The sequence below is a fragment of the Pseudomonas sp. ADAK7 genome, assembly GCF_012935675.1.
Classification (GTDB): Bacteria; Pseudomonadota; Gammaproteobacteria; order Pseudomonadales; family Pseudomonadaceae; genus Aquipseudomonas.
Genome location: NZ_CP052861.1, coordinates 6981127 through 6999466 on the forward strand (window position 1 = coordinate 6981127; position 18340 = coordinate 6999466).

General features: G+C 60.5%; 23 protein-coding genes. 9 read left to right on the forward strand and 14 right to left on the reverse strand.

The features are described 5' to 3' along the window. Positions 1-85 precede the first annotated feature (85 nt). The 4 genes from infA to trxB all read right to left on the reverse strand — a co-directional run bounded on the left by infA (position 86) and on the right by trxB (position 2885). Positions 86-304: a translation initiation factor IF-1 gene (gene infA / locus HKK53_RS31840; protein WP_002553999.1), complete on the reverse strand. Its 219-nt coding sequence runs from the start codon at positions 302-304 to the stop codon at positions 86-88. Positions 305-415: 111 nt separating this feature from the next. Beyond that, the gene (locus HKK53_RS31845) at positions 416-1123 is read right to left on the reverse strand and encodes an arginyltransferase (protein WP_169374037.1); all 708 of its coding nucleotides are present in this window, start codon (positions 1121-1123) and stop codon (positions 416-418) included. Positions 1124-1180: 57 nt separating this feature from the next. Then, entirely contained in the window at positions 1181-1861 is a 681-nt protein-coding gene (aat, locus tag HKK53_RS31850; RefSeq protein ID WP_169374038.1) for a leucyl/phenylalanyl-tRNA--protein transferase, read from the reverse strand. Positions 1862-1925: 64 nt separating this feature from the next. Then, positions 1926-2885, reverse strand: coding sequence for a thioredoxin-disulfide reductase (gene trxB / locus HKK53_RS31855; RefSeq protein ID WP_169374039.1), 960 nt, complete (start codon positions 2883-2885; stop codon positions 1926-1928). A gap of 306 nt (positions 2886-3191) precedes the next feature. On the opposite strand from trxB, the gene ftsK reads away from it, so the two are divergent. From ftsK to cysG, 6 genes are all read left to right on the forward strand, one after another. Beyond that, a complete protein-coding gene (gene ftsK / locus HKK53_RS31860; protein ID WP_169374040.1) occupies positions 3192-5600 on the forward strand; it encodes a DNA translocase FtsK in 2409 nt (802 codons plus the stop codon). A gap of 66 nt (positions 5601-5666) precedes the next feature. After that, positions 5667-6290 (forward strand): outer membrane lipoprotein chaperone LolA, encoded by a 624-nt coding sequence (gene lolA / locus HKK53_RS31865; protein WP_169374041.1) that lies wholly within the window; start codon positions 5667-5669, stop codon positions 6288-6290. A gap of 19 nt (positions 6291-6309) precedes the next feature. Continuing rightward, positions 6310-7632: a replication-associated recombination protein A gene (locus HKK53_RS31870; protein WP_169374323.1), complete on the forward strand. Its 1323-nt coding sequence runs from the start codon at positions 6310-6312 to the stop codon at positions 7630-7632. Next, positions 7632-8006, forward strand: coding sequence for a fluoride efflux transporter CrcB (crcB, locus tag HKK53_RS31875; RefSeq protein ID WP_169374042.1), 375 nt, complete (start codon positions 7632-7634; stop codon positions 8004-8006). Before HKK53_RS31870 ends, crcB begins: the two co-directional genes overlap by 1 nt. A gap of 15 nt (positions 8007-8021) precedes the next feature. Beyond that, complete coding sequence (gene serS / locus HKK53_RS31880; RefSeq protein ID WP_169374043.1) at positions 8022-9302, forward strand: serine--tRNA ligase; 1281 nt, start codon at positions 8022-8024, stop codon at positions 9300-9302. Beyond that, the gene (gene cysG, locus HKK53_RS31885; RefSeq protein ID WP_169374044.1) at positions 9303-10697 is read left to right on the forward strand and encodes a siroheme synthase CysG; all 1395 of its coding nucleotides are present in this window, start codon (positions 9303-9305) and stop codon (positions 10695-10697) included. Positions 10698-10826: 129 nt separating this feature from the next. Here cysG and HKK53_RS31890 read toward each other — a convergent pair whose 3' ends face one another. The 9 genes from HKK53_RS31890 to HKK53_RS31930 all read right to left on the reverse strand — a co-directional run bounded on the left by HKK53_RS31890 (position 10827) and on the right by HKK53_RS31930 (position 15823). Beyond that, positions 10827-11828, reverse strand: coding sequence for a glutathione S-transferase family protein (locus tag HKK53_RS31890; RefSeq protein WP_169374045.1), 1002 nt, complete (start codon positions 11826-11828; stop codon positions 10827-10829). 90 nt (positions 11829-11918) lie between these two features. Continuing rightward, complete coding sequence (locus tag HKK53_RS31895; RefSeq protein WP_169374046.1) at positions 11919-12920, reverse strand: glycosyl transferase family protein; 1002 nt, start codon at positions 12918-12920, stop codon at positions 11919-11921. Then, on the reverse strand, positions 12917-13252 hold the full coding sequence (locus HKK53_RS31900; RefSeq protein ID WP_169374047.1) for a TusE/DsrC/DsvC family sulfur relay protein: 336 nt from the start codon (positions 13250-13252) through the stop codon (positions 12917-12919). Before HKK53_RS31900 ends, HKK53_RS31895 begins: the two co-directional genes overlap by 4 nt. Further along, on the reverse strand, positions 13249-13542 hold the full coding sequence (gene tusB, locus HKK53_RS31905; RefSeq protein WP_169374048.1) for a sulfurtransferase complex subunit TusB: 294 nt from the start codon (positions 13540-13542) through the stop codon (positions 13249-13251). The genes HKK53_RS31900 and tusB overlap by 4 nt, the downstream gene beginning before the upstream one ends. Then, positions 13542-13904 (reverse strand): sulfurtransferase complex subunit TusC, encoded by a 363-nt coding sequence (gene tusC / locus HKK53_RS31910; protein ID WP_169374049.1) that lies wholly within the window; start codon positions 13902-13904, stop codon positions 13542-13544. Before tusC ends, tusB begins: the two co-directional genes overlap by 1 nt. 1 nt (position 13905) lies before the next feature. Further along, the gene (gene tusD / locus HKK53_RS31915) at positions 13906-14298 is read right to left on the reverse strand and encodes a sulfurtransferase complex subunit TusD (protein ID WP_054614132.1); all 393 of its coding nucleotides are present in this window, start codon (positions 14296-14298) and stop codon (positions 13906-13908) included. A 188-nt stretch (positions 14299-14486) separates the two neighbouring features. Next, positions 14487-15191 (reverse strand): YoaK family protein, encoded by a 705-nt coding sequence (locus HKK53_RS31920; protein WP_169374050.1) that lies wholly within the window; start codon positions 15189-15191, stop codon positions 14487-14489. 35 nt (positions 15192-15226) lie between these two features. Next, entirely contained in the window at positions 15227-15556 is a 330-nt protein-coding gene (locus tag HKK53_RS31925; protein ID WP_169374051.1) for a DUF6388 family protein, read from the reverse strand. Positions 15557-15577: 21 nt separating this feature from the next. Continuing rightward, positions 15578-15823, reverse strand: coding sequence for a hypothetical protein (locus tag HKK53_RS31930; protein ID WP_169374052.1), 246 nt, complete (start codon positions 15821-15823; stop codon positions 15578-15580). Between the two features lie 151 nt (positions 15824-15974). On the opposite strand from HKK53_RS31930, the gene HKK53_RS31935 reads away from it, so the two are divergent. Further along, entirely contained in the window at positions 15975-16325 is a 351-nt protein-coding gene (locus HKK53_RS31935; protein ID WP_169374053.1) for a hypothetical protein, read from the forward strand. Positions 16326-16446: 121 nt separating this feature from the next. Here the strand turns inward: HKK53_RS31935 and HKK53_RS31940 are convergent, their stop codons facing one another. Then, the gene (locus tag HKK53_RS31940) at positions 16447-16875 is read right to left on the reverse strand and encodes a GNAT family N-acetyltransferase (protein WP_169374054.1); all 429 of its coding nucleotides are present in this window, start codon (positions 16873-16875) and stop codon (positions 16447-16449) included. Positions 16876-17019: 144 nt separating this feature from the next. Here HKK53_RS31940 and HKK53_RS31945 point away from each other — a divergent pair, with 144 nt between their 5' ends. Both HKK53_RS31945 and HKK53_RS31950 read left to right on the forward strand, forming a co-directional pair. Next, entirely contained in the window at positions 17020-17457 is a 438-nt protein-coding gene (locus HKK53_RS31945) for a hemerythrin domain-containing protein (protein WP_169374055.1), read from the forward strand. Between the two features lie 220 nt (positions 17458-17677). Next, positions 17678-18313, forward strand: coding sequence for a lytic polysaccharide monooxygenase auxiliary activity family 9 protein (locus HKK53_RS31950; protein ID WP_169374056.1), 636 nt, complete (start codon positions 17678-17680; stop codon positions 18311-18313). Positions 18314-18340 lie beyond the last annotated feature (27 nt).

Genomic DNA, 18340 nt, shown 5'->3' on the forward strand with positions numbered 1-18340 from the left:
GCGTGGGAACGATCAATCGCGGCGGATGGTAAATCCCGCGCACACAAAAACGCCCGGCATAACCGGGCGTTTTGTATTGACTTGATTAACGAGCGCGGTAAGTGATGCGCCCTTTGCTCAAGTCATAGGGCGTCAGCTCGACGCGCACTTTGTCGCCGGTAAGAATACGAATGTAGTTCTTGCGCATCTTGCCGGAAATATGCGCGGTTACGACGTGCCCATTTTCCAACTCCACACGAAACATGGTGTTGGGCAGGGTGTCGACGACAGTGCCTTCCATTTCGAAGCTGTCTTCTTTCGACATGCAGTAAAGCCCTCGGTATCCAATGAATGGCCCGGTGCAACTGCGCCAGGCAAAAGCGGCGTGCATTGTGCCCGAAAAATGGGGTTTACGCCAAGCGGTTTACGGATTGCCTTAGTTCAAGACAACCCAGCGCTGATTAATCAGCAGTTCGATGGGGCGATACTGGGTCTTGTAGTTCATCTTTTTGCAGTTTTTTATCCAGTAGCCGAGGTAAACCGCTTCCAGTCCCAACCGCTGGGCCTCGGCGATTTGCCAGAGGATGGCGTAGCGCCCGAGGCTGCGATGGTCCTCGGCGGGCTCGTAGAAGGTGTAGACCGCCGACAGGCCGTTGGGCAGCAAGTCGGTTACCGCCACGGCCACCAGCCGGCCGTCGAGACGAAATTCGTAGAATCGGGAAAACGGCAGGTCACGCACCAGGAACGTCGAAAACTGATCGCGACTCGGCGGGTACATGTCGCCATCGGCATGACGCTGTTCGATGTAGCGCTGATAGAGATCGAAATACTCTTCGCTGAATTTCGGCCGGGCCGGGCGCACCTGCACATCGGCGTTACGCTTGAAAATACGCTTTTGCTGACGGTTGGGCGAAAACTGCGCCACGGGAATGCGCGCCGGTACGCACGCATTGCAATTCTGGCAATGGGGCCGGTAGAGATGATCGCCGCTGCGACGAAAACCCATTTCCGACAGGTCTGCGTAGACATGCACATCCATGGGCTGGCTAGGATCGAGAAACAGGGTGGTGGCCTGCTCCTCGGGCAGATAACTGCAAGAGTGGGGCTGAGTGGCATAAAACTTCAAGCGCGCCAACTCGGTCATGATCAACCCTCGGGATAAGCGTTTGCATTAAGTGTAAGCCACGCGCGCAAAAGTCGCTCAGCAAACCCAGGTGCCATGGCTGGGTTGATCCAAATGTCGCGCCAGGTAACCGGCGAACTCTCTGCGAGGGATCGCCCGAGCGCCAAGGCTATGCAAATGGTCAGTCGGCATCTGGCAATCGATCAGCACAAAACCCGAGTCTTTCAGATGTCGCACCAATGTGGCAAAGCCATATTTGGAAGCGTTGTCGGCGCGGCTGAACATTGATTCGCCGAAGAACAGCTGCCCCATGGCCAGGCCGTACAGGCCGCCGACCAGCTCGCCCTGGTCCCAGACCTCGACCGAATGCGCATAGCCACGCCGGTGCAGCTCCAGATAGGCGTCCTGCATGGCTTCGGTGATCCAGGTGCCGTCAGCGTATTCCCGTGGTGCGGCGCAGGCGCCGATGACTGCGGCAAAATCCTGATCGAAGGTCACTTGATAACGCTGTTGGCGCAGCAGTTTGCTCAGGCTGCGGGACACGTGCAGTTCGTCGGGAAACAAAACCGTACGCGGATCCGGCGACCACCAGAGAATCGGCTGGCCTTCGGAGAACCAGGGAAAGCAACCGTGGCGATAGGCCTGGATCAGTCGGTCGGCGGACAGGTCACCGCCTGCTGCCAACAACCCGTTGGGATCGCGCATGGCTTTTTCCAGGGGCGGAAAAGTCAGGGTGTTGCGTTGTAACCAAGTCAGCATGGCATCCGGGCTTGCAGAAGGGGAGGGCAGTGGCGGGTTTGTCGGTCCGCCGTGAATTGGAACGTCAAACGGTTGGAATATCGTCGAGATATTTCTCGGCGTCCAGCGCAGCCATGCAACCAGCACCGGCGGAGGTGACGGCCTGGCGGTAAACGTGATCGGCCACGTCACCGGCCGCGAACACACCTGGTATCTCAGTGGCGGTGGCATCGCCTTCGTTGCCGCCCTTGACCAGCAGATAGCCGTCACGCATGGCCAGTTGGCCCTGGAACAGATCGGTGTTGGGCTTGTGACCGATGGCGATGAACACGCCGGCCAGCGGTAATTCGCTCGTCTCGCCGGAATGGCTGTCGCGCAGGCGGGCGCCGGTCACGCCGCTGGCATCGCCCAGCACTTCATCGAGGTTCTGGTTCCAGTGCAGGCGAATATTGCCGTTGGTAGCTTTCTCGAACAGCTTGTCCTGGAGGATTTTCTCCGAGCGCAGCTTGTCGCGCCGATGCACCAGATGGACTTCCTTGGCGATGTTCGACAGGTACAGCGCTTCTTCAACCGCGGTGTTGCCGCCGCCGACCACGGCGACCACCTGATTGCGATAGAAGAAACCGTCGCACGTCGCGCAGGCCGAAACCCCTTTGCCGGCAAAGGCTTCTTCCGAGGGCAGGCCCAGGTACTGCGCCGAGGCGCCGGTGGCGATAATCAGGGCGTCGCAGGTGTACATGCCGCTGTCGCCGATGAGTTCGAAAGGGCGCTGCTGCAACTTGGCGGTGTGGATGTGGTCGTAAACGATCTCTGTGTCAAAGCGCTCGGCGTGTTTTTGCATGCGTTCCATCAGCGCCGGGCCGGTGAGGCCTTCGACGTCGCCGGGCCAGTTGTCGACTTCGACGGTGGTGGTGAGCTGGCCACCTGCCTGTATCCCGGTAATGACCACGGGTTTGAGGTTGGCGCGAGCGGCATAAACGGCGGCGCTGTAACCCGCAGGGCCGGAACCCAGAATGATCAGGCGTGAATGCTTGGCTTCGCTCATAAAAACACCTCATAAGCCTTTGTCACAAAAGAGAATGCGTGCTCAAATTGAACCGTGTGTCATGTGCTTTTGGCTATGCTACACCCAAGGGCCGCAAGCATGGCATCGGGCGAACAAACCCGTACAATGCCTGCTTGTAACAGCGCTTGTATTAAAAAAGCAGTGCCTGCCCTGTTTTGAAACACCGGGGTGCAGTGTTAAAAGTAGTCCCAGTTGCACCAGTTAACTTTTTTACCTGCCTGGATTGGGCAGTTTTTATAGTCATTCAACAGATGGACGCGCCATAGGCGCAGGAAAAGTAGCGTTTTGAAGAAATCCACCGCAGCACCCAAACCAGCCGTCGTTCCGCTCTGGCGCCAGCATCTGCACTACCGACTCAAGGAAGGTGCGTTGATCGCCATCGGCGCCTTGTGCCTGTTCCTGATGATGGCCTTGCTGACCTATGGCAAGGACGATCCGGGCTGGAGCCACAACAGCAAGATCGACGATGTGCAGAACTTCGGCGGGCCGGCCGGCTCCTACAGCGCCGATATCCTGTTCATGGTGCTGGGTTACTTCGCCTACATCTTCCCGTTATTGCTGGCGATCAAGGCCTATCAGATCTTCCGCCAACGCCACGAACCATGGCAGTGGAGCGGCTGGCTGTTCTCCTGGCGCCTGATCGGCCTGGTGTTCCTGGTGCTGTCGGGCGCGGCCCTGGCCCATATCCATTTCCATGCGGCGACCGGTCTGCCGGCCGGCGCTGGCGGCGCGTTGGGCGAAAGCCTCGGCGACCTGGCCCGCAATGCCCTGAACATTCAGGGCAGCACGCTGCTGTTTATCGCCTTGTTCCTGTTCGGCCTGACGGTGTTCACCGACCTGTCGTGGTTCAAGGTGATGGACGTCACCGGCAAAATTACCCTCGACCTGCTCGAACTGATCCAGGGCGCCGCCAATCGCTGGTGGGCAGCACGGGTCGAGCGCAAACAGCTGGTCGCGCAGTTGCGTGAAGTCGATGATCGCGTGCATGACGTGGTCGCCCCGACGGTCACCGACAAGCGCGAGCAGGCCAAGGTCAAGGAACGCCTGATCGAGCGCGAGCAGGCCCTGAGCAAGCACATGTCGGACCGCGAGAAGCAGGTGCCGCCAGTGATTGCGCCAGCGCCGCCGAAACCGGCAGCGCCGAGCAAGCGCGTGGAAAAAGAGAAGCAGGCGCCGTTGTTCGTCGACAGCGCCGTCGAAGGCACCTTGCCGCCGATCTCGATCCTCGACCCGGCCGAAAAGAAACAACTCAATTATTCCCCGGAGTCGCTGGCAGCCGTCGGCCACTTGCTGGAAATCAAGCTCAAGGAATTCGGCGTCGAAGTCTCGGTGGATTCGATTCACCCCGGCCCGGTCATTACCCGTTACGAAATCCAGCCGGCCGCAGGCGTCAAGGTCAGCCGAATTTCCAACCTGGCGAAAGACCTGGCACGTTCCCTGGCCGTGACCAGCGTGCGGGTGGTGGAAGTGATTCCGGGCAAGACCACCGTCGGTATCGAGATTCCTAACGAAGACCGCCAGATCGTGCGCTTCTCCGAAGTGCTGTCGACCCCGGAATACGATAACTTCAAGTCCCCGGTGACCCTGGCCCTGGGCCACGACATCGGTGGCAAGCCGGTCATCACCGACCTGGCGAAAATGCCGCACTTGCTGGTGGCCGGTACAACCGGTTCCGGTAAGTCGGTGGGTGTGAACGCGATGATCCTGTCGATCCTGTTCAAGTCTGGCCCGGAAGACGCCAAGCTGATCATGATCGACCCGAAGATGCTTGAACTGTCGATCTACGAAGGCATTCCGCATCTGCTCTGCCCAGTGGTCACCGACATGAAGGACGCGGCCAATGCTCTGCGCTGGAGCGTGGCGGAGATGGAGCGTCGCTACAAACTGATGGCGAAGATGGGCGTGCGTAACCTGTCGGGCTTCAACGCCAAGGTCAAGGAAGCCCAGGACGCCGGTACGCCGTTGACCGATCCTTTGTACAAGCGCGAAAGCATTCACGATGAAGCACCGTTGCTGACCAAGCTGCCGACCATCGTCGTGGTCGTCGACGAATTCGCCGACATGATGATGATCGTCGGCAAGAAGGTTGAAGAACTGATTGCCCGTATCGCCCAGAAGGCCCGTGCCGCCGGTATCCACTTGATCCTCGCGACCCAGCGTCCTTCGGTTGACGTGATCACCGGCCTGATCAAGGCCAACATTCCGACCCGCATGGCGTTCCAGGTGTCGAGCAAGATCGATTCCCGGACCATCATCGACCAGGGCGGCGCCGAGCAACTGCTGGGCCACGGTGACATGCTCTACATGCCGCCGGGCACCAGCCTGCCTATTCGGGTTCACGGCGCGTTCGTGTCCGATGACGAGGTGCACCGGGTGGTTGAAGCCTGGAAGCTGCGTGGCGCACCGGAATACAACGATGACATCCTCGCCGGTGTTGAAGAGGCCGGTAGCGGTTTCGACGGCGGCAGTGGTGGTGGCGATGAAGACAGCGAATCCGACGCGCTCTACGACGAAGCCGTGCAGTTCGTGCTGGAAAGCCGTCGTGCGTCCATCTCGGCGGTCCAGCGCAAGCTGAAAATCGGCTACAACCGCGCCGCGCGCATGATCGAAGCCATGGAAATGGCTGGGGTCGTGACGTCCATGAACACCAACGGTTCGCGTGAAGTTCTGGCCCCAGGCCCGGTACGCGACTGAGTTGAAGTAAAAAGGGTGGTGCAGTGACGCGCCACCCGAACCCCACGAATATTCAAGAGGACTCCCATGCGTCTTATCCGCATGCTGTTGCTGCCGGTACTGGCTTTGACCACACTTTCCGCCCACGCCGACGACAAGGACGTGGCGCGCCTGACCCAATTGCTGGAAACATCCAAGACCCTGACCGCGCGGTTCTCGCAGCTGACCCTCGATGGTGGCGGCACCCAGTTGCAGGAAACTGCGGGTGAAATGTCGCTGCAGCGTCCAGGCCTGTTCTACTGGCACACCGATGCGCCGGCGGAGCAAGTCGTGATCTCTGATGGCAAGAAAGTAACCCTGTGGGACCCGGACTTGCAGCAGGCCACCATCAAGACCCTCGACCTGCGCCTGAGCCAGACCCCGGCCCTGTTGCTGTCCGGTGACGTGTCCAAGATCAAAGAGAGCTTCGACATCAGCGCCAAGGAAGCTGGCGGCGTGATCGACTTCACCCTGAAGCCGAAAAGCAAGGACACCCTGTTCGACAGCCTGCGCCTGTCGTTCCGCAACGGCCTGGTCAATGACATGCAAATGATCGACAGCGTCGGCCAGCGCACCAACCTCTTGTTCACCGGCGTGAAGGCCAATGAGCCGATCCCGGCGTCCAAGTTCAAGTTCGACATCCCGAAGGGTGCCGATGTGATCCAGGAATAAGAGGTTTCAACCGTACGTGATGGACCTGTTTCGCAGTGCCCCGATTGCTCAACCCTTGGCCGCCCGCTTGCGTGCGGCCAATCTGGATGAGTACGTCGGTCAGGAACACCTGCTCGCTCGCGGCAAGCCTTTGCGCGAAGCCCTGGAGCAGGGTGCCCTGCATTCGATGATCTTCTGGGGCCCGCCGGGGGTGGGTAAAACCACCTTGGCGCGGCTGTTGGCGGAAGTCTCGGATGCGCATTTCGAAACGGTGTCGGCGGTACTGGCTGGGGTGAAGGAAATCCGTCAGGCGGTGGAAATCGCCAAGCAGCAGGCCGGGCAGTACGGTCGACGGACCATTCTGTTCGTCGATGAAGTGCACCGCTTCAACAAATCCCAGCAGGATGCCTTCCTGCCGTACGTTGAAGACGGCACGCTGATTTTCATCGGCGCGACCACCGAAAACCCATCCTTCGAACTCAACAACGCCTTGCTCTCCCGGGCGCGCGTCTACGTGCTCAAAAGCCTCGATGAAGCGGCCCTGCGCAAACTGGTGCATCGCGCGCTGACTGAAGAGCGGGGCCTGGGCAAGCGGCAACTGACCCTCAGCGATGAAGGCTTCCAGATGCTGCTGTCCGCCGCCGATGGTGATGGCCGACGTTTGCTCAACCTGTTGGAAAACGCCTCGGACCTGGCCGAAGACGACAGCGAGATCGGCATCGATCTGCTGCAAAGTTTGCTCGGCGACACCCGTCGGCGTTTCGACAAGGGCGGCGAAGCGTTCTACGACCAGATTTCCGCACTGCATAAATCGGTGCGCGGTTCCAACCCCGACGGCGCGCTGTACTGGTTTGCGCGCATGATCGATGGCGGTTGCGATCCGCTGTACCTGGCCCGGCGCGTGGTGCGCATGGCCAGCGAAGACATCGGCAACGCCGACCCCCGCGCCCTCAGCTTGTGCCTCGCAGCGTGGGAAGTGCAGGAACGGCTCGGCAGCCCCGAAGGCGAATTGGCGGTGGCCCAGGCCATCACCTACCTGGCCTGCGCGCCGAAAAGCAACGCGGTGTACATGGGCTTCAAAGCCGCGATGCGCAGCGCCACCGAACACGGTTCGCTCGAAGTACCGCTGCACCTGCGTAACGCACCGACCAAGCTGATGAAGCAATTGGGTTATGGCGATGAATACCGTTATGCCCATGATGAGCCGGATGCTTACGCTGCTGGCGAAGACTACTTCCCGGAAGAGCTCGAGCCACAACCGTTCTATCAGCCGGTGCCGCGAGGCCTGGAGTTGAAAATCGGCGAGAAGCTCAACCACCTCGCCCAACTTGATCGTCTGAGCCCCCGGCAGCGGAGAAAATAGTGCTTCCCTTGATCGTTGCAGTTTCCATCGGCGGGATCGCCGGCACGCTGTTGCGCTTTGCTACCGGTAACTGGATCAACGCTAATTGGCCGCGGCACTTCTATACCGCGACGCTGGCCGTTAATATCGTCGGCTGTTTGCTGATCGGCGTTTTATACGGTCTGTTTTTGATACGCCCGGAGGTGCCGATCGAGGTGCGCGCCGGGTTGATGGTCGGCTTCCTCGGGGGGCTGACGACTTTTTCATCCTTTTCACTGGATACGGTGCGCCTGCTCGAAAGCGGGCAAGTGCCGCTGGCCCTGGGCTATGCTGCGATCAGCGTATTCGGCGGGCTGCTCGCCACCTGGGCTGGCCTGTCCTTGACCAAACTTTGATAACGAGAGACCGACATGCTCGATTCCAAACTGTTACGTAGCAACCTTCAGGACGTAGCGGACCGCCTGGCATCCCGTGGCTTTGTACTGGATGTTGCGCGCATCGAAGCGCTGGAAGAACAGCGCAAGACCGTCCAGACCCGCACCGAAGCACTGCAGGCTGAACGTAATGCGCGTTCCAAATCCATCGGCCAGGCCAAGCAGCGCGGCGAAGACATCGCGCCGTTGATGGCTGACGTCGAGCGCATGGCGAACGAATTGAGCGCCGGCAAGGTTGAACTGGACCAGATCCAGACCGACCTGGATTCGATCCTGCTTGGCATCCCGAACCTGCCCCACGAATCCGTACCGATTGGCGCCGATGAAGACGGCAACGTCGAAGTGCGCCGCTGGGGCACCCCGACTGCGTTCGATTTCCCGATTCAGGACCACGTGGCCCTGGGCGAGAAGTTCGGCTGGTTGGACTTTGAAACCGCCGCCAAGCTGTCCGGCGCGCGTTTCGCTCTGCTGCGCGGCCCGATTGCGCGTCTGCACCGTGCCCTGGCGCAGTTCATGATCAACCTGCACACCAGCGAACACGGTTACGAAGAGGCTTACACGCCTTACTTGGTACAAGCTCCGGCCCTGCAAGGCACCGGTCAATTGCCGAAGTTCGAAGAAGACCTGTTCAAGATCACCCGCGAAGGCGAAGCCGATCTGTACCTGATCCCGACCGCCGAAGTGTCGCTGACCAACATCGTTGCCGGTGAAATCGTCGATTCGAAACTGCTGCCAATCAAGTTCGTCGCCCACACCCCGTGCTTCCGCAGCGAAGCCGGCGCGTCGGGCCGTGACACTCGCGGCATGATTCGCCAGCACCAGTTCGACAAAGTTGAAATGGTCCAGATCGTTGAGCCATCGACCTCGATGGAGGCGCTGGAAGGCCTGACCGCCAACGCCGAGAAAGTCCTGCAATTGCTGGAGCTGCCTTACCGCACCCTGGCGCTGTGCACCGGCGACATGGGCTTCAGCGCCGTGAAGACTTACGACCTGGAAGTGTGGATCCCGAGCCAGGACAAGTACCGCGAGATTTCGTCGTGCTCCAACTGCGGCGATTTCCAGGCCCGTCGGATGCAAGCACGTTTCCGCAACCCGGAAACCGGCAAGCCTGAACTGGTGCACACCCTGAACGGTTCCGGCCTGGCGGTCGGTCGTACTCTGGTGGCCGTGCTGGAAAACTACCAGCAGGCCGACGGTTCGATCCGTGTGCCTGAGGTATTGAAGCCGTACATGGGTGGCCTCGAGGTCATCGGCTAAATGGATTATCTGCCGCTGTTTCATAACATGCGCGGCAGTCGTGTGTTGGTCGTCGGCGGCGGGGAAATTGCCTTGCGCAAATCCCGCCTGCTGGCCGAAGCCGGTGCGCTGCTGCGGGTGGTCGCACCTGAAATCGAAGCGCAACTGCGTGAATTGGTGGTCGGTAGCGGTGGCGAGTGCCTGTCGCGTGGCTACGTCGAAGCGGACCTGGACGGTTGCGGGCTGATCATTGCCGCCACCGACGATCAACCGCTGAACGCGCAAGTGTCCGCCGATGCCCATCGGCGCTGCGTGCCGGTCAACGTGGTGGATGCGCCGGCCCTGTGCAGCGTGATCTTTCCGGCGATTGTCGACCGTTCGCCGCTGATCGTTGCCATCTCCAGCGGCGGCGATGCGCCGGTGCTGGCGCGGCTGATCCGGGCCAAAATCGAAACCTGGATTCCTTCCACCTACGGTCAACTGGCCGGTCTGGCGGCGCGTTTTCGCACGCAGGTCAAAAACCTGCTTCCGGATGTGCAGCAGCGTCGGTCGTTCTGGGAGGATGTGTTCCAGGGCCCGATTGCTGACCGGCAACTGGCCGGGCAGGGCGCTGAAGCCGAGCGCTTGCTGCTGGCGAAAATCGCGGGTGAGCCGCCGACAAAAACCGGCGAGGTGTATTTGGTCGGCGCAGGCCCCGGTGATCCGGACCTGCTGACTTTCCGCGCCTTGCGCCTGATGCAGCAAGCCGATGTGGTGTTGTACGACCGCTTGGTGGCGCCGGCGATCCTGGATCTGTGCCGTCGTGATGCCGAGCGTGTTTATGTCGGTAAACGTCGTGCCGATCACGCCGTACCGCAGGATCAGATCAATAAGCAGTTGGTGGATCTGGCCAAGGCTGGCAAACGTGTGGTGCGGTTGAAGGGCGGCGATCCGTTCATCTTCGGCCGTGGCGGTGAAGAGATCGAAGAACTGGCGGCCCATGGCATTCCGTTCCAGGTCGTGCCGGGTATTACCGCAGCCAGTGGTTGCGCGGCGTATGCCGGGATTCCGCTGACTCACCGCGATTACGCGCAGTCGGTGCGGTTCGTCACCGGGCACCTGAAGGACGGTTCCACCGATTTGCCGTGGGCCGACCTGGTCGCCCCGGCGCAAACCCTGGTGTTTTACATGGGCCTGGTGGGCTTGCCGATCATCTGCGAGCAATTGATCAAGCACGGTCGCGGCGCAGATACCCCGGCGGCGTTGATCCAGCAGGGCACCACGGTCAATCAGCGGGTGTTTACCGGTACGTTGGCCGATCTTCCACGCCTGGTGGCGGAGCATGAAGTGCATGCGCCGACGCTGGTGATCGTTGGGGAAGTGGTGCAACTGCGCGAGAAACTGGCGTGGTTTGAAGGGGCTCAGGCGCAGGTCTGAACACCCGGTAACTGACCGTTCCCACGCTCCGCGTGGGAATACCGCCAGGGACGCTCCGCGTTCCGCTTTGGATGTGACGCAGAGCGTCACGGGATGCATTCCCACGCGGAGCATGGGAACGATCATCTGTCAGGCGTTACGCCAAACCCCTTTCCCACTCAACCGCGCCCGATCATGGGGCGCGTTGAAATCCTGTTTCGGTCCTTTCGGCACAATCCCCGTTGGATTAATGGTCTTGTGGCTGCCGTAGTAGTGGTGCTTGATGTGCTCAAAACTCACCGTCTCGGCAATCCCCGGCCACTGATACATCTCCCGCAGCCAGTTCGACAGATTCGGATAATCGGCAATCCGCCGCAGGTTGCACTTGAAGTGCCCGTAGTACACCGCATCAAAGCGAATCAGCGTGGTGAACAGCCGAATGTCCGCTTCCGTCAGGTATTCACCGACCAAATAACGGTTCTCGCCTAACAGCAACTCCAGTCGATCCAGTTCGGCAAACACCTCATCGAACGCCTCTTCATAGGCCTTCTGCGACGTGGCAAACCCGGCGCGGTACACGCCGTTGTTAACGGCTGGATAAATCCGTTCGTTCAGCGCATCGATTTCCCCGCGCAGTGGCGCCGGGTAGAAATCCAGGTCATTGCCCGTCAGGTCATCAAACGCGCTGTTGAACATGCGGATTATCTCCGCCGATTCATTGTTGACGATGCGCTGCTGCTGTTTGTCCCACAACACCGGCACGGTGACGCGGCCGGTGTAGTCGGCGGTATCGGCGGTATAGCGCTGGTGCATGAATTTGAAGTGATCGAGTTTGTCGCCGGTCGAGCCCAGGCTCTGATCGAAGGTCCAGCCGTTTTCCAGCATCAACCAACTGACCACCGAGACGTCGATCAGCTTTTCCAAGCCTTTGAGTTTGCGCAGGATCAGTGTGCGGTGAGCCCACGGGCAGGCGAGCGACACATAGAGGTGATAGCGCCCGGCCTCGGCGGCAAAGCCACCGACACCGGTTGGGCCCGGTTGGCCATCAGCGGTCAGCCAATTGCGGCGCTGCGCCTGTTCGCGCTGGAACGCGCCGTCCTTGCTGCTTTCGTACCACTGGTCGTGCCACTGGCCTTCAACTAACAAACCCATATTCAAGACTCCTCAACCGATAAGCGTTGGAGCCGAGTCTATGCGCATGAGTTCGAACAAAAAGCGCAAAGGTTGCGCCTTTATGATCGGTTAAATCGATCTATTCCGGGCATCCCAATAGTGCTGGGCGGTTTCGAACGCTTGCTCGCGGGTCTGACCGAGGCCGCGCAAGGCCAGGGCCATGGTCGAAATCAGCGCCATTTGCGGGTAGCTGTCGACCACCTCACCGCGCCACACGGCTTTCAAGTGTTCAGGGTCGAGGGTCGCCGGTTTAACGTGGCGCTGCGCCGACAACTGCGGCCATTCCTCATCCCAGCTTTCACCGCCAGCAGTGCCGTACAGGTGACTGTCGGCGTCCGGGTTGATCTCGATTTCGCCGCCGTCACCTTTGACCACAATCGCGGTGTCGCCGAGCAAGCCGCTGGCGTCGCGATGCACAGCCTGGTAACCCGGATGGAAAATGCTTTGCAAGCCACAGCGCGCGCCCAGCGGATTGAGGATCCGCGTGAGGGAATGGATCGGCGAACGCAGGCCCAGGGTGTTGCGCAGGTCGATCATCCGTTGCAGTTGCGGTGCCCAATCCACCAAAGGCATGAACGCCAAGCCGCCGTTATCCAGCGCATCGCCAACCTGCTGCCAGTTGCGGCACAGCGGGATGTTCAACTCATTCAGCAATTGCTCGCTGTACAGCCGACCGGCCGTGTGCGCGCCGCCGCCATGCATGAAAATCCGCACACCGTTCTGCGCCAGGCACTTGGCTGCCAGCAGGAACCAGGGCAGGTGACGTTTCTTGCCGGCGTAGGTCGGCCAGTCGAGATCGACCTTTAAGGCCGGCGCCTTCAGGCGTTCACGCAAGGCTTCGGTGAAACCGGCCATCTCCTCGGCGCTTTCTTCCTTGTGCCGCAAGAGCATCAGGAACGCACCGAGCTGGGTGTCCTCGACTTTGTCGTCCAGCACGAAGCCCATGGCTTCCCGAGCTTCTTCACGGGTCAGATCGCGGGCACCGCGTTTGCCTTTGCCAAGGATTCGCACGAACTGGGCGAACGGGTGCTCGGCAGGCGTTTCAAGGGTCAGTGCTGGATAGTCGGTCATAAGCAATTCGTCGGTTTGGGCAGGCCCGCCAGTTTTGCGGCGAGTTTGGCAGGGGTGCCTTTGAACAGTCGGTTCAGGTGCAGGCTGTTGCCTTTTTCCGGGCCGAGCTTCAACGCGGTGTACTTGATCAGCGGGCGGGTCGCCGGGGACAACTGGAATTCGGCGTAGAACCGCCGCAGCAGTTCGAGGATTTCCCAGTGCTCGGGGCTCAACTCGATGTCTTCGGCAGCGGCGAGGGCGCTGGCCACGTCGGTGGACCAGTCGCTCAGTTCGACCAGGAAACCGTCCTTGTCCAGCTCGATGACGCGGGCGCCGACGGTCAGGGAATTCATAGCCAACTGTTGACCTTGTCGTAGTGAATCGACAGTTCGACGAAGGCCGGGTAATCGATGGCTTCGGCCCAGTCCGGAACATTCAGTGCGCGGGCCTGGGCGTCTTCGGCCAGCACGAACAGCTTGAGGCCGCGAGTGTTCAGCGCGTTGAACGGCACGGTGCCGGGCTGCAAGGCGTACGCCGCGTCGCCAGACAGCAACAGCGCATCATCGGCGCCGATCACGCGCAGGCAGCTGCTCAGGCGGTCGTCGCCGAACGGGGAATGAGACAACACATGCAAAGTCGACATCAGAGGGTGATCACCTGGTCATAACGGTCGATAAGGGCGGTGATTTCGGCGGCGGACAACACCTGAGCTTCTTCCAGCGCCAGACCGGCCGGGTCCAGGCCGCGTTCGGCGGCGCTGTCGGCGCAGACAAACAGGTCTTCGACACCGAACATCGGCAAGGCTTGCAGGTTGGCACTCAGGTCTTTTTGTTGCAGGGCCTTGGCGTCCTGACTCGCGGCGAGTTGCAATACACCGTCATCGAGAAACAGCAGGCCGATCGGCAGGTCGAACGCGCCGCCGGCCAGCACGATGTCCAGCGCTTCCCGCGCACTCGGCCCGGACCACGGTGCCTGGCGGCTGATCACCAATAAGGATTTAGCCATCTCAAGCGCCTCCGAAACAGATCAGGCGGTCGGCATCCTGCACCGCGTCATGCAACTGGCCCAGGCCCGACAATTCCCACGGTGCGCCGACGGCGACCGCTTCGCGCTGGTAACGCTTGGCCTCTTCGTCGTTCAACACGCCACGGCGCAAGGCCGCCGCGATGCACACCACGCCGTCCAGTTGATGCTCGGCAACAAACGCCCGCCATTGCTTGGGCAGGTCTTGTTCGTCCTGGGGCGTAACCACGCTGCCGGACGCGTTGTAGACGCCGTCCTGATAGAAAAACAGCCGGACAATCTCATGCCCGCCGGCCAGCGCGGCCTGGGCGAACAGCAAGGCACGGCGCGAGGAGGGCGCATGGGCGGCGGAAAACAGCGCGATGGCGAACTTCATGACGGACTCGATCAGCAAAACTGCGGCCATGATAAAGCTTTATCGCCGGAGCGGCGAAGGGCGATTTCCCTCTCGCTGATCGTTCCCACGCTCCGCGTGGGAATGCCTCAAGGGACGCTCCGCGTTCCAATGGGACGCAGAGCGTCCCGGGCTGCATTCCCACGCGGAGCGTGGGAACGATCATTGTGTCAGCGCGGCATGTAGCCCAATTGCCAGCGCCGCGGGATTTTCAACGACAGCAACCCGATCAATCCCGCCAGCAAACCGCTGACAAACAGCGCTTTGAGCCCCAAGTGATGTTCCAGCACCGCACCGAGTACCGCGCCGGCGAACATGCCGGTCCAGGGAATCAGCTGGACTCGCCAGCCGTTGCGCCGCTCGCCCAGCAGCCAGCGCCCCAGGCCACGGCCGAAACGCGAGAGGGCGCCGGTGACGTAGGTCAGGCCGACCGGCAGTCCGTTCACTTCTTCCACAGCGGCATTGAGCATGCCCATGGCGATGATCGCTGCCAGCAGCGCCGGCAGTTGGTCGTCATAGGGCCAGGCAGCCGCGCCGCAAAGCAGGGTGGCGATGCACAGCAGCAACGGCAATGCCCGGCGCCCACCGAGTCGGCTGACGACAATGCCCAGCGCATTACCGATGATGAATGTCGCCACCAGGATCAACAGGCGCAATGTCAGCCCCAGGTCGCCATCGCTGATCGCGACAGCGAGCCGGGTGGTGTTGCCGCTCATGAACGAGACAAAGTCGCCGCTGGCCATGAAGCCGATGGCGTCGGTCATGCCGGCGAGCACCGACAGTGCGGCCACCAGCGACATGCCGATGCGCCCGCGCCATTTCTGGACATGCAGATGACCGGGGCTGGCCCGGTGGGAGGAGGCGGATGGCAGCATCGGGGCAGGTCGTCCTCAGGCAGCGACCGTAATGGTCACTTGCTCAATCCATATAACTCGCAATAGTCCAGCCAGTCCATGCCGGCCATTTCCGCCACTTCCTTATGCACTTCCATGCGCTGGGCCTGATAGTCCTCGGCGGTGGCGGCGGTCAGTTGCAGGGTCAGTTCCCAGGCGAACAAATCCAGGCGCTCGGCCTCGGCTTCGAAGGCTTCGTGCAAGCGCTCGTCGCGGTATTGGGCCGGGGTTTCACCCTTGGCCTGGGCGAGCAGCGGGTTGAGGTTGTCGAGTTCGTGACGCAGCTCGGGGCGCTCATCGAGAAACTTCTTCAGCGCCTGCTCGTGTTGCTGTTCGGTGGCTGCCATGGTCGCTCCTTGAAGGCCGGGTTACGAAGACTGCTTCTTGGCCTTGGCCGCGGCGGCCAGGCACTCGAGGGCGAATTGCTCGGGGTAGGTCATCTGGATCGGCGTGGTTTCGCCCTTGACGGTTCTTTCGCCGTCGAGGATGTAGCGAATCCGCTTGTCGGTGACGCCGATGCGCTTGGCGATCCAGGACGGGGTCTGACCGATCTGGCTGATCAGCTTGTCAGCGTATTCGGCGGTCGGTTTGTAGTATTCGGCGTTGGGTGTCATGTGGATTTCCAGAAAAAGATGTCATGTGCGCTGTTTAATGCGCGACAGGGTGCGCGAATCGTCACGTGGTGTCGCGCTATAAATGAAGTAAAGCAGAACGATACGCCGCGCCACGGTGATACAGTCCGCTTTTTATTGATGAGCGAACACAATGCGAATTCTGATGGTGGCGCTGGCCGCCACCCTGCTGGCGGGATGCGCCGGCTCGGCGATGGATGACTCCCGCACCAAGGCCCCGACCAAAGTCTTGAACTCGGACAAACCGGAAAAAGTCGTTGCCCAGTGCGTGCAATTCGCCTGGCAGGACGAAGCGGTGTTCGGAGTGGATGCCGGGGCTTATCTGCAACCGGGCAAGAAGGGCGGTTCGACGGTTTATACGCGTTCGGCGGAGTCCTTCGTGGACTTGAGCAGCGATGCTTCCGGAACCGAGTTGAATTACTACGCGCAGCACGATGATTTCGTGGCCAAGCGCCGGTTGGCGGCGTTGGCGACCTGTTTGTAGCAGTGGATTTTCTGTAGGAGCGAAGCTTGCTCGCGAAGAACGATAACGCGGTATGTATGTTCTGCCGCCTTCGCGGGCAAGTCGGATCGTCGCACCGCTCGCTCCTACAGAAGCTTGTGCATTACGCCGGCGTCAGGCGCTTCTGTAAGAAGTGGCGCTGGTGCCCCGGCGGATAATCAGCGATGTGGCCGAATTCGCGATAGCCCAGTTTTTTGTAGAAATCCGGTGCCTGGAAATCGAAGGTGTCGAGCCAGATCCCCACGCATTCCTTCTCCCGCGCCAGCTCTTCGGCCATGTGCATCAGTGTCGAGCCCAAGCCCTGTCCCCGAGCCTGTTCCGGCACGGACAGCAACTCGATAAACAGCCACTGATAAAACACCCGGCCATAAAGCCCGCCAAGAATCTCGCCCTTGTCGTCACGCACCAGCAACGCAATCGGTTGCGGACTGGCTGGCCCCGCTTGCGCGGCGTTATAGAGACGCAACGGTGCGAGGATTGCCTCGCGTTCTTCGTTGGTCGGGTCCTGCGAGCGTTCGATACGCAATGTCATGGCTATGTCCTTATGGCGGTGAACCCGGAGATTATCCGGCGCCTCGTCATTGTTCCATCCCCGAACACCGGTGGAACCGCCGCTCGCGCGCAGGTGTCTAGCCTCAAGAGCGTCATTTCCTGAACGCGGCCATGAGGACAGCCCATGAATATTTTCGAAGCCTTGCGCGAAAGCCACGACCGCCAGCGCGGTTACGCCGATGCACTGATCCAGACCAGCGGCGACACCCCGGAGCGGGTCGAGGCCTACAAACAGCTCAAGGCCGAGCTCCAGGCCCACGAAACCGCCGAGGAGCGGCATTTCTACATCCCGCTGATGGAGTTCGACAACGGTGTCGACCTGAGCCGTCACGCCATTTCCGAACACCATGAAATGGACGAAATGATGGAGTTCCTGGATGAGACCGAGATGTCCAGCCCGGCGTGGCTGGCTACCGCGAAGAAACTGTCGGAGAAGGTCCATCACCACTTGAAGGAAGAAGAACAGAAGTTCTTCCAGATGGCCGGCAAGTTGCTTGACGAGCAGCAGAAAGAAGCCCTCGCCGGCCAATATGAAAAGGAATACAAGGCACAGCTTTCTTGAAGCGCGAAGCGCCGGATCACAAGCTTGCGGTGTAGGCCTTCTGCTACAGGGGGCGTAGGATTTGGCTTGGAATACTGGATATGCATCCAGTATTTGCGAGCACTGACCCGCCAGGCATCACCCTGAGCGTCAAATGCGTCGGTGGACAAAAAAAGCAGCTCCGTTAGGTTGAAGGCCTCTCCGCAGGAAGGAGAGTTCTTAAATCAACGGAGTGAAAAACATGAACAAACCACTGACTCAACCCGAACTGCGACACGGTCGTGTCACCTCCCCATCCAGCCGCGGCGCGGTGGCCGTCGAGCTGGGACTGCTGGGCACCTGGCAAGTCAACGAAATGGAAGGTGGCAAGAACTTCCCGTCGCTGGTCGCCGGCCCGTTCCCGGCGCCGTATCAAACCGACAGCGCCAGTGACGTGCCACCGGCCGACGGCCATATCCTCAGCGGCGGCAAGGTCGACGCCCGTGATTGCATCAACTTCACCAACGAGGAACTGAGCAAAAAGCTCAACCGTCCGTTCGCCTGGCCGCTGCTGAACGTCGACCCGGGCCAGACCTTCAAAGTCACCTGGGAATACACCGCGCCTCACGTCACCCGTGGCTACAGCTGGTTCATCACCAAGGATGGCTGGGACCCGAAACAGCGCATCAGCCGTGCGCAACTGGAGCCGAAATCGTTCTTCGACGACTTCTATACCCAAGTTCCGTACTACAGCCATTCCGCCGAGATGAAGGCCAAGGTCAACCACGAAGTGAAATTGCCCGGTAACAAAAAGGGCCATCACGTCCTCGTGCTGGTGTGGATCGTGGCCAATACCGGCAACGCCTTCTACCAAGCGTTCGACGTGGACTTCAAGTAACTCGCAGCGTTAATCCCCCCTACGTTC

Excerpts from the sequence above, each read along its gene's own strand:
- HKK53_RS31950 (WP_169374056.1), top strand. The coding sequence starts at position 17,678 with ATGAACAAACCACTGACTCAACCCGAACTGCGACACGGTCGTGTCACC.
- serS (WP_169374043.1), top strand. The coding sequence starts at position 8,022 with ATGCTCGATTCCAAACTGTTACGTAGCAACCTTCAGGACGTAGCGGAC.
- HKK53_RS31940 (WP_169374054.1), bottom strand. The coding sequence starts at position 16,875 with ATGACATTGCGTATCGAACGCTCGCAGGACCCGACCAACGAAGAACGC.
- tusC (WP_169374049.1), bottom strand. The coding sequence starts at position 13,904 with ATGGCTAAATCCTTATTGGTGATCAGCCGCCAGGCACCGTGGTCCGGG.
- HKK53_RS31900 (WP_169374047.1), bottom strand. The coding sequence starts at position 13,252 with ATGAATTCCCTGACCGTCGGCGCCCGCGTCATCGAGCTGGACAAGGAC.
- HKK53_RS31890 (WP_169374045.1), bottom strand. The coding sequence starts at position 11,828 with ATGGGTTTGTTAGTTGAAGGCCAGTGGCACGACCAGTGGTACGAAAGC.
- HKK53_RS31930 (WP_169374052.1), bottom strand. The coding sequence starts at position 15,823 with ATGACACCCAACGCCGAATACTACAAACCGACCGCCGAATACGCTGAC.
- HKK53_RS31845 (WP_169374037.1), bottom strand. The coding sequence starts at position 1,123 with ATGACCGAGTTGGCGCGCTTGAAGTTTTATGCCACTCAGCCCCACTCT.
- cysG (WP_169374044.1), top strand. The coding sequence starts at position 9,303 with ATGGATTATCTGCCGCTGTTTCATAACATGCGCGGCAGTCGTGTGTTG.
- aat (WP_169374038.1), bottom strand. The coding sequence starts at position 1,861 with ATGCTGACTTGGTTACAACGCAACACCCTGACTTTTCCGCCCCTGGAA.
- lolA (WP_169374041.1), top strand. The coding sequence starts at position 5,667 with ATGCGTCTTATCCGCATGCTGTTGCTGCCGGTACTGGCTTTGACCACA.
- HKK53_RS31945 (WP_169374055.1), top strand. The coding sequence starts at position 17,020 with ATGAATATTTTCGAAGCCTTGCGCGAAAGCCACGACCGCCAGCGCGGT.
- HKK53_RS31935 (WP_169374053.1), top strand. The coding sequence starts at position 15,975 with ATGCGAATTCTGATGGTGGCGCTGGCCGCCACCCTGCTGGCGGGATGC.
- tusD (WP_054614132.1), bottom strand. The coding sequence starts at position 14,298 with ATGAAGTTCGCCATCGCGCTGTTTTCCGCCGCCCATGCGCCCTCCTCG.
- infA (WP_002553999.1), bottom strand. The coding sequence starts at position 304 with ATGTCGAAAGAAGACAGCTTCGAAATGGAAGGCACTGTCGTCGACACC.
- HKK53_RS31870 (WP_169374323.1), top strand. The coding sequence starts at position 6,310 with ATGGACCTGTTTCGCAGTGCCCCGATTGCTCAACCCTTGGCCGCCCGC.
- HKK53_RS31895 (WP_169374046.1), bottom strand. The coding sequence starts at position 12,920 with ATGACCGACTATCCAGCACTGACCCTTGAAACGCCTGCCGAGCACCCG.
- trxB (WP_169374039.1), bottom strand. The coding sequence starts at position 2,885 with ATGAGCGAAGCCAAGCATTCACGCCTGATCATTCTGGGTTCCGGCCCT.
- tusB (WP_169374048.1), bottom strand. The coding sequence starts at position 13,542 with ATGTCGACTTTGCATGTGTTGTCTCATTCCCCGTTCGGCGACGACCGC.
- HKK53_RS31920 (WP_169374050.1), bottom strand. The coding sequence starts at position 15,191 with ATGCTGCCATCCGCCTCCTCCCACCGGGCCAGCCCCGGTCATCTGCAT.
- HKK53_RS31925 (WP_169374051.1), bottom strand. The coding sequence starts at position 15,556 with ATGGCAGCCACCGAACAGCAACACGAGCAGGCGCTGAAGAAGTTTCTC.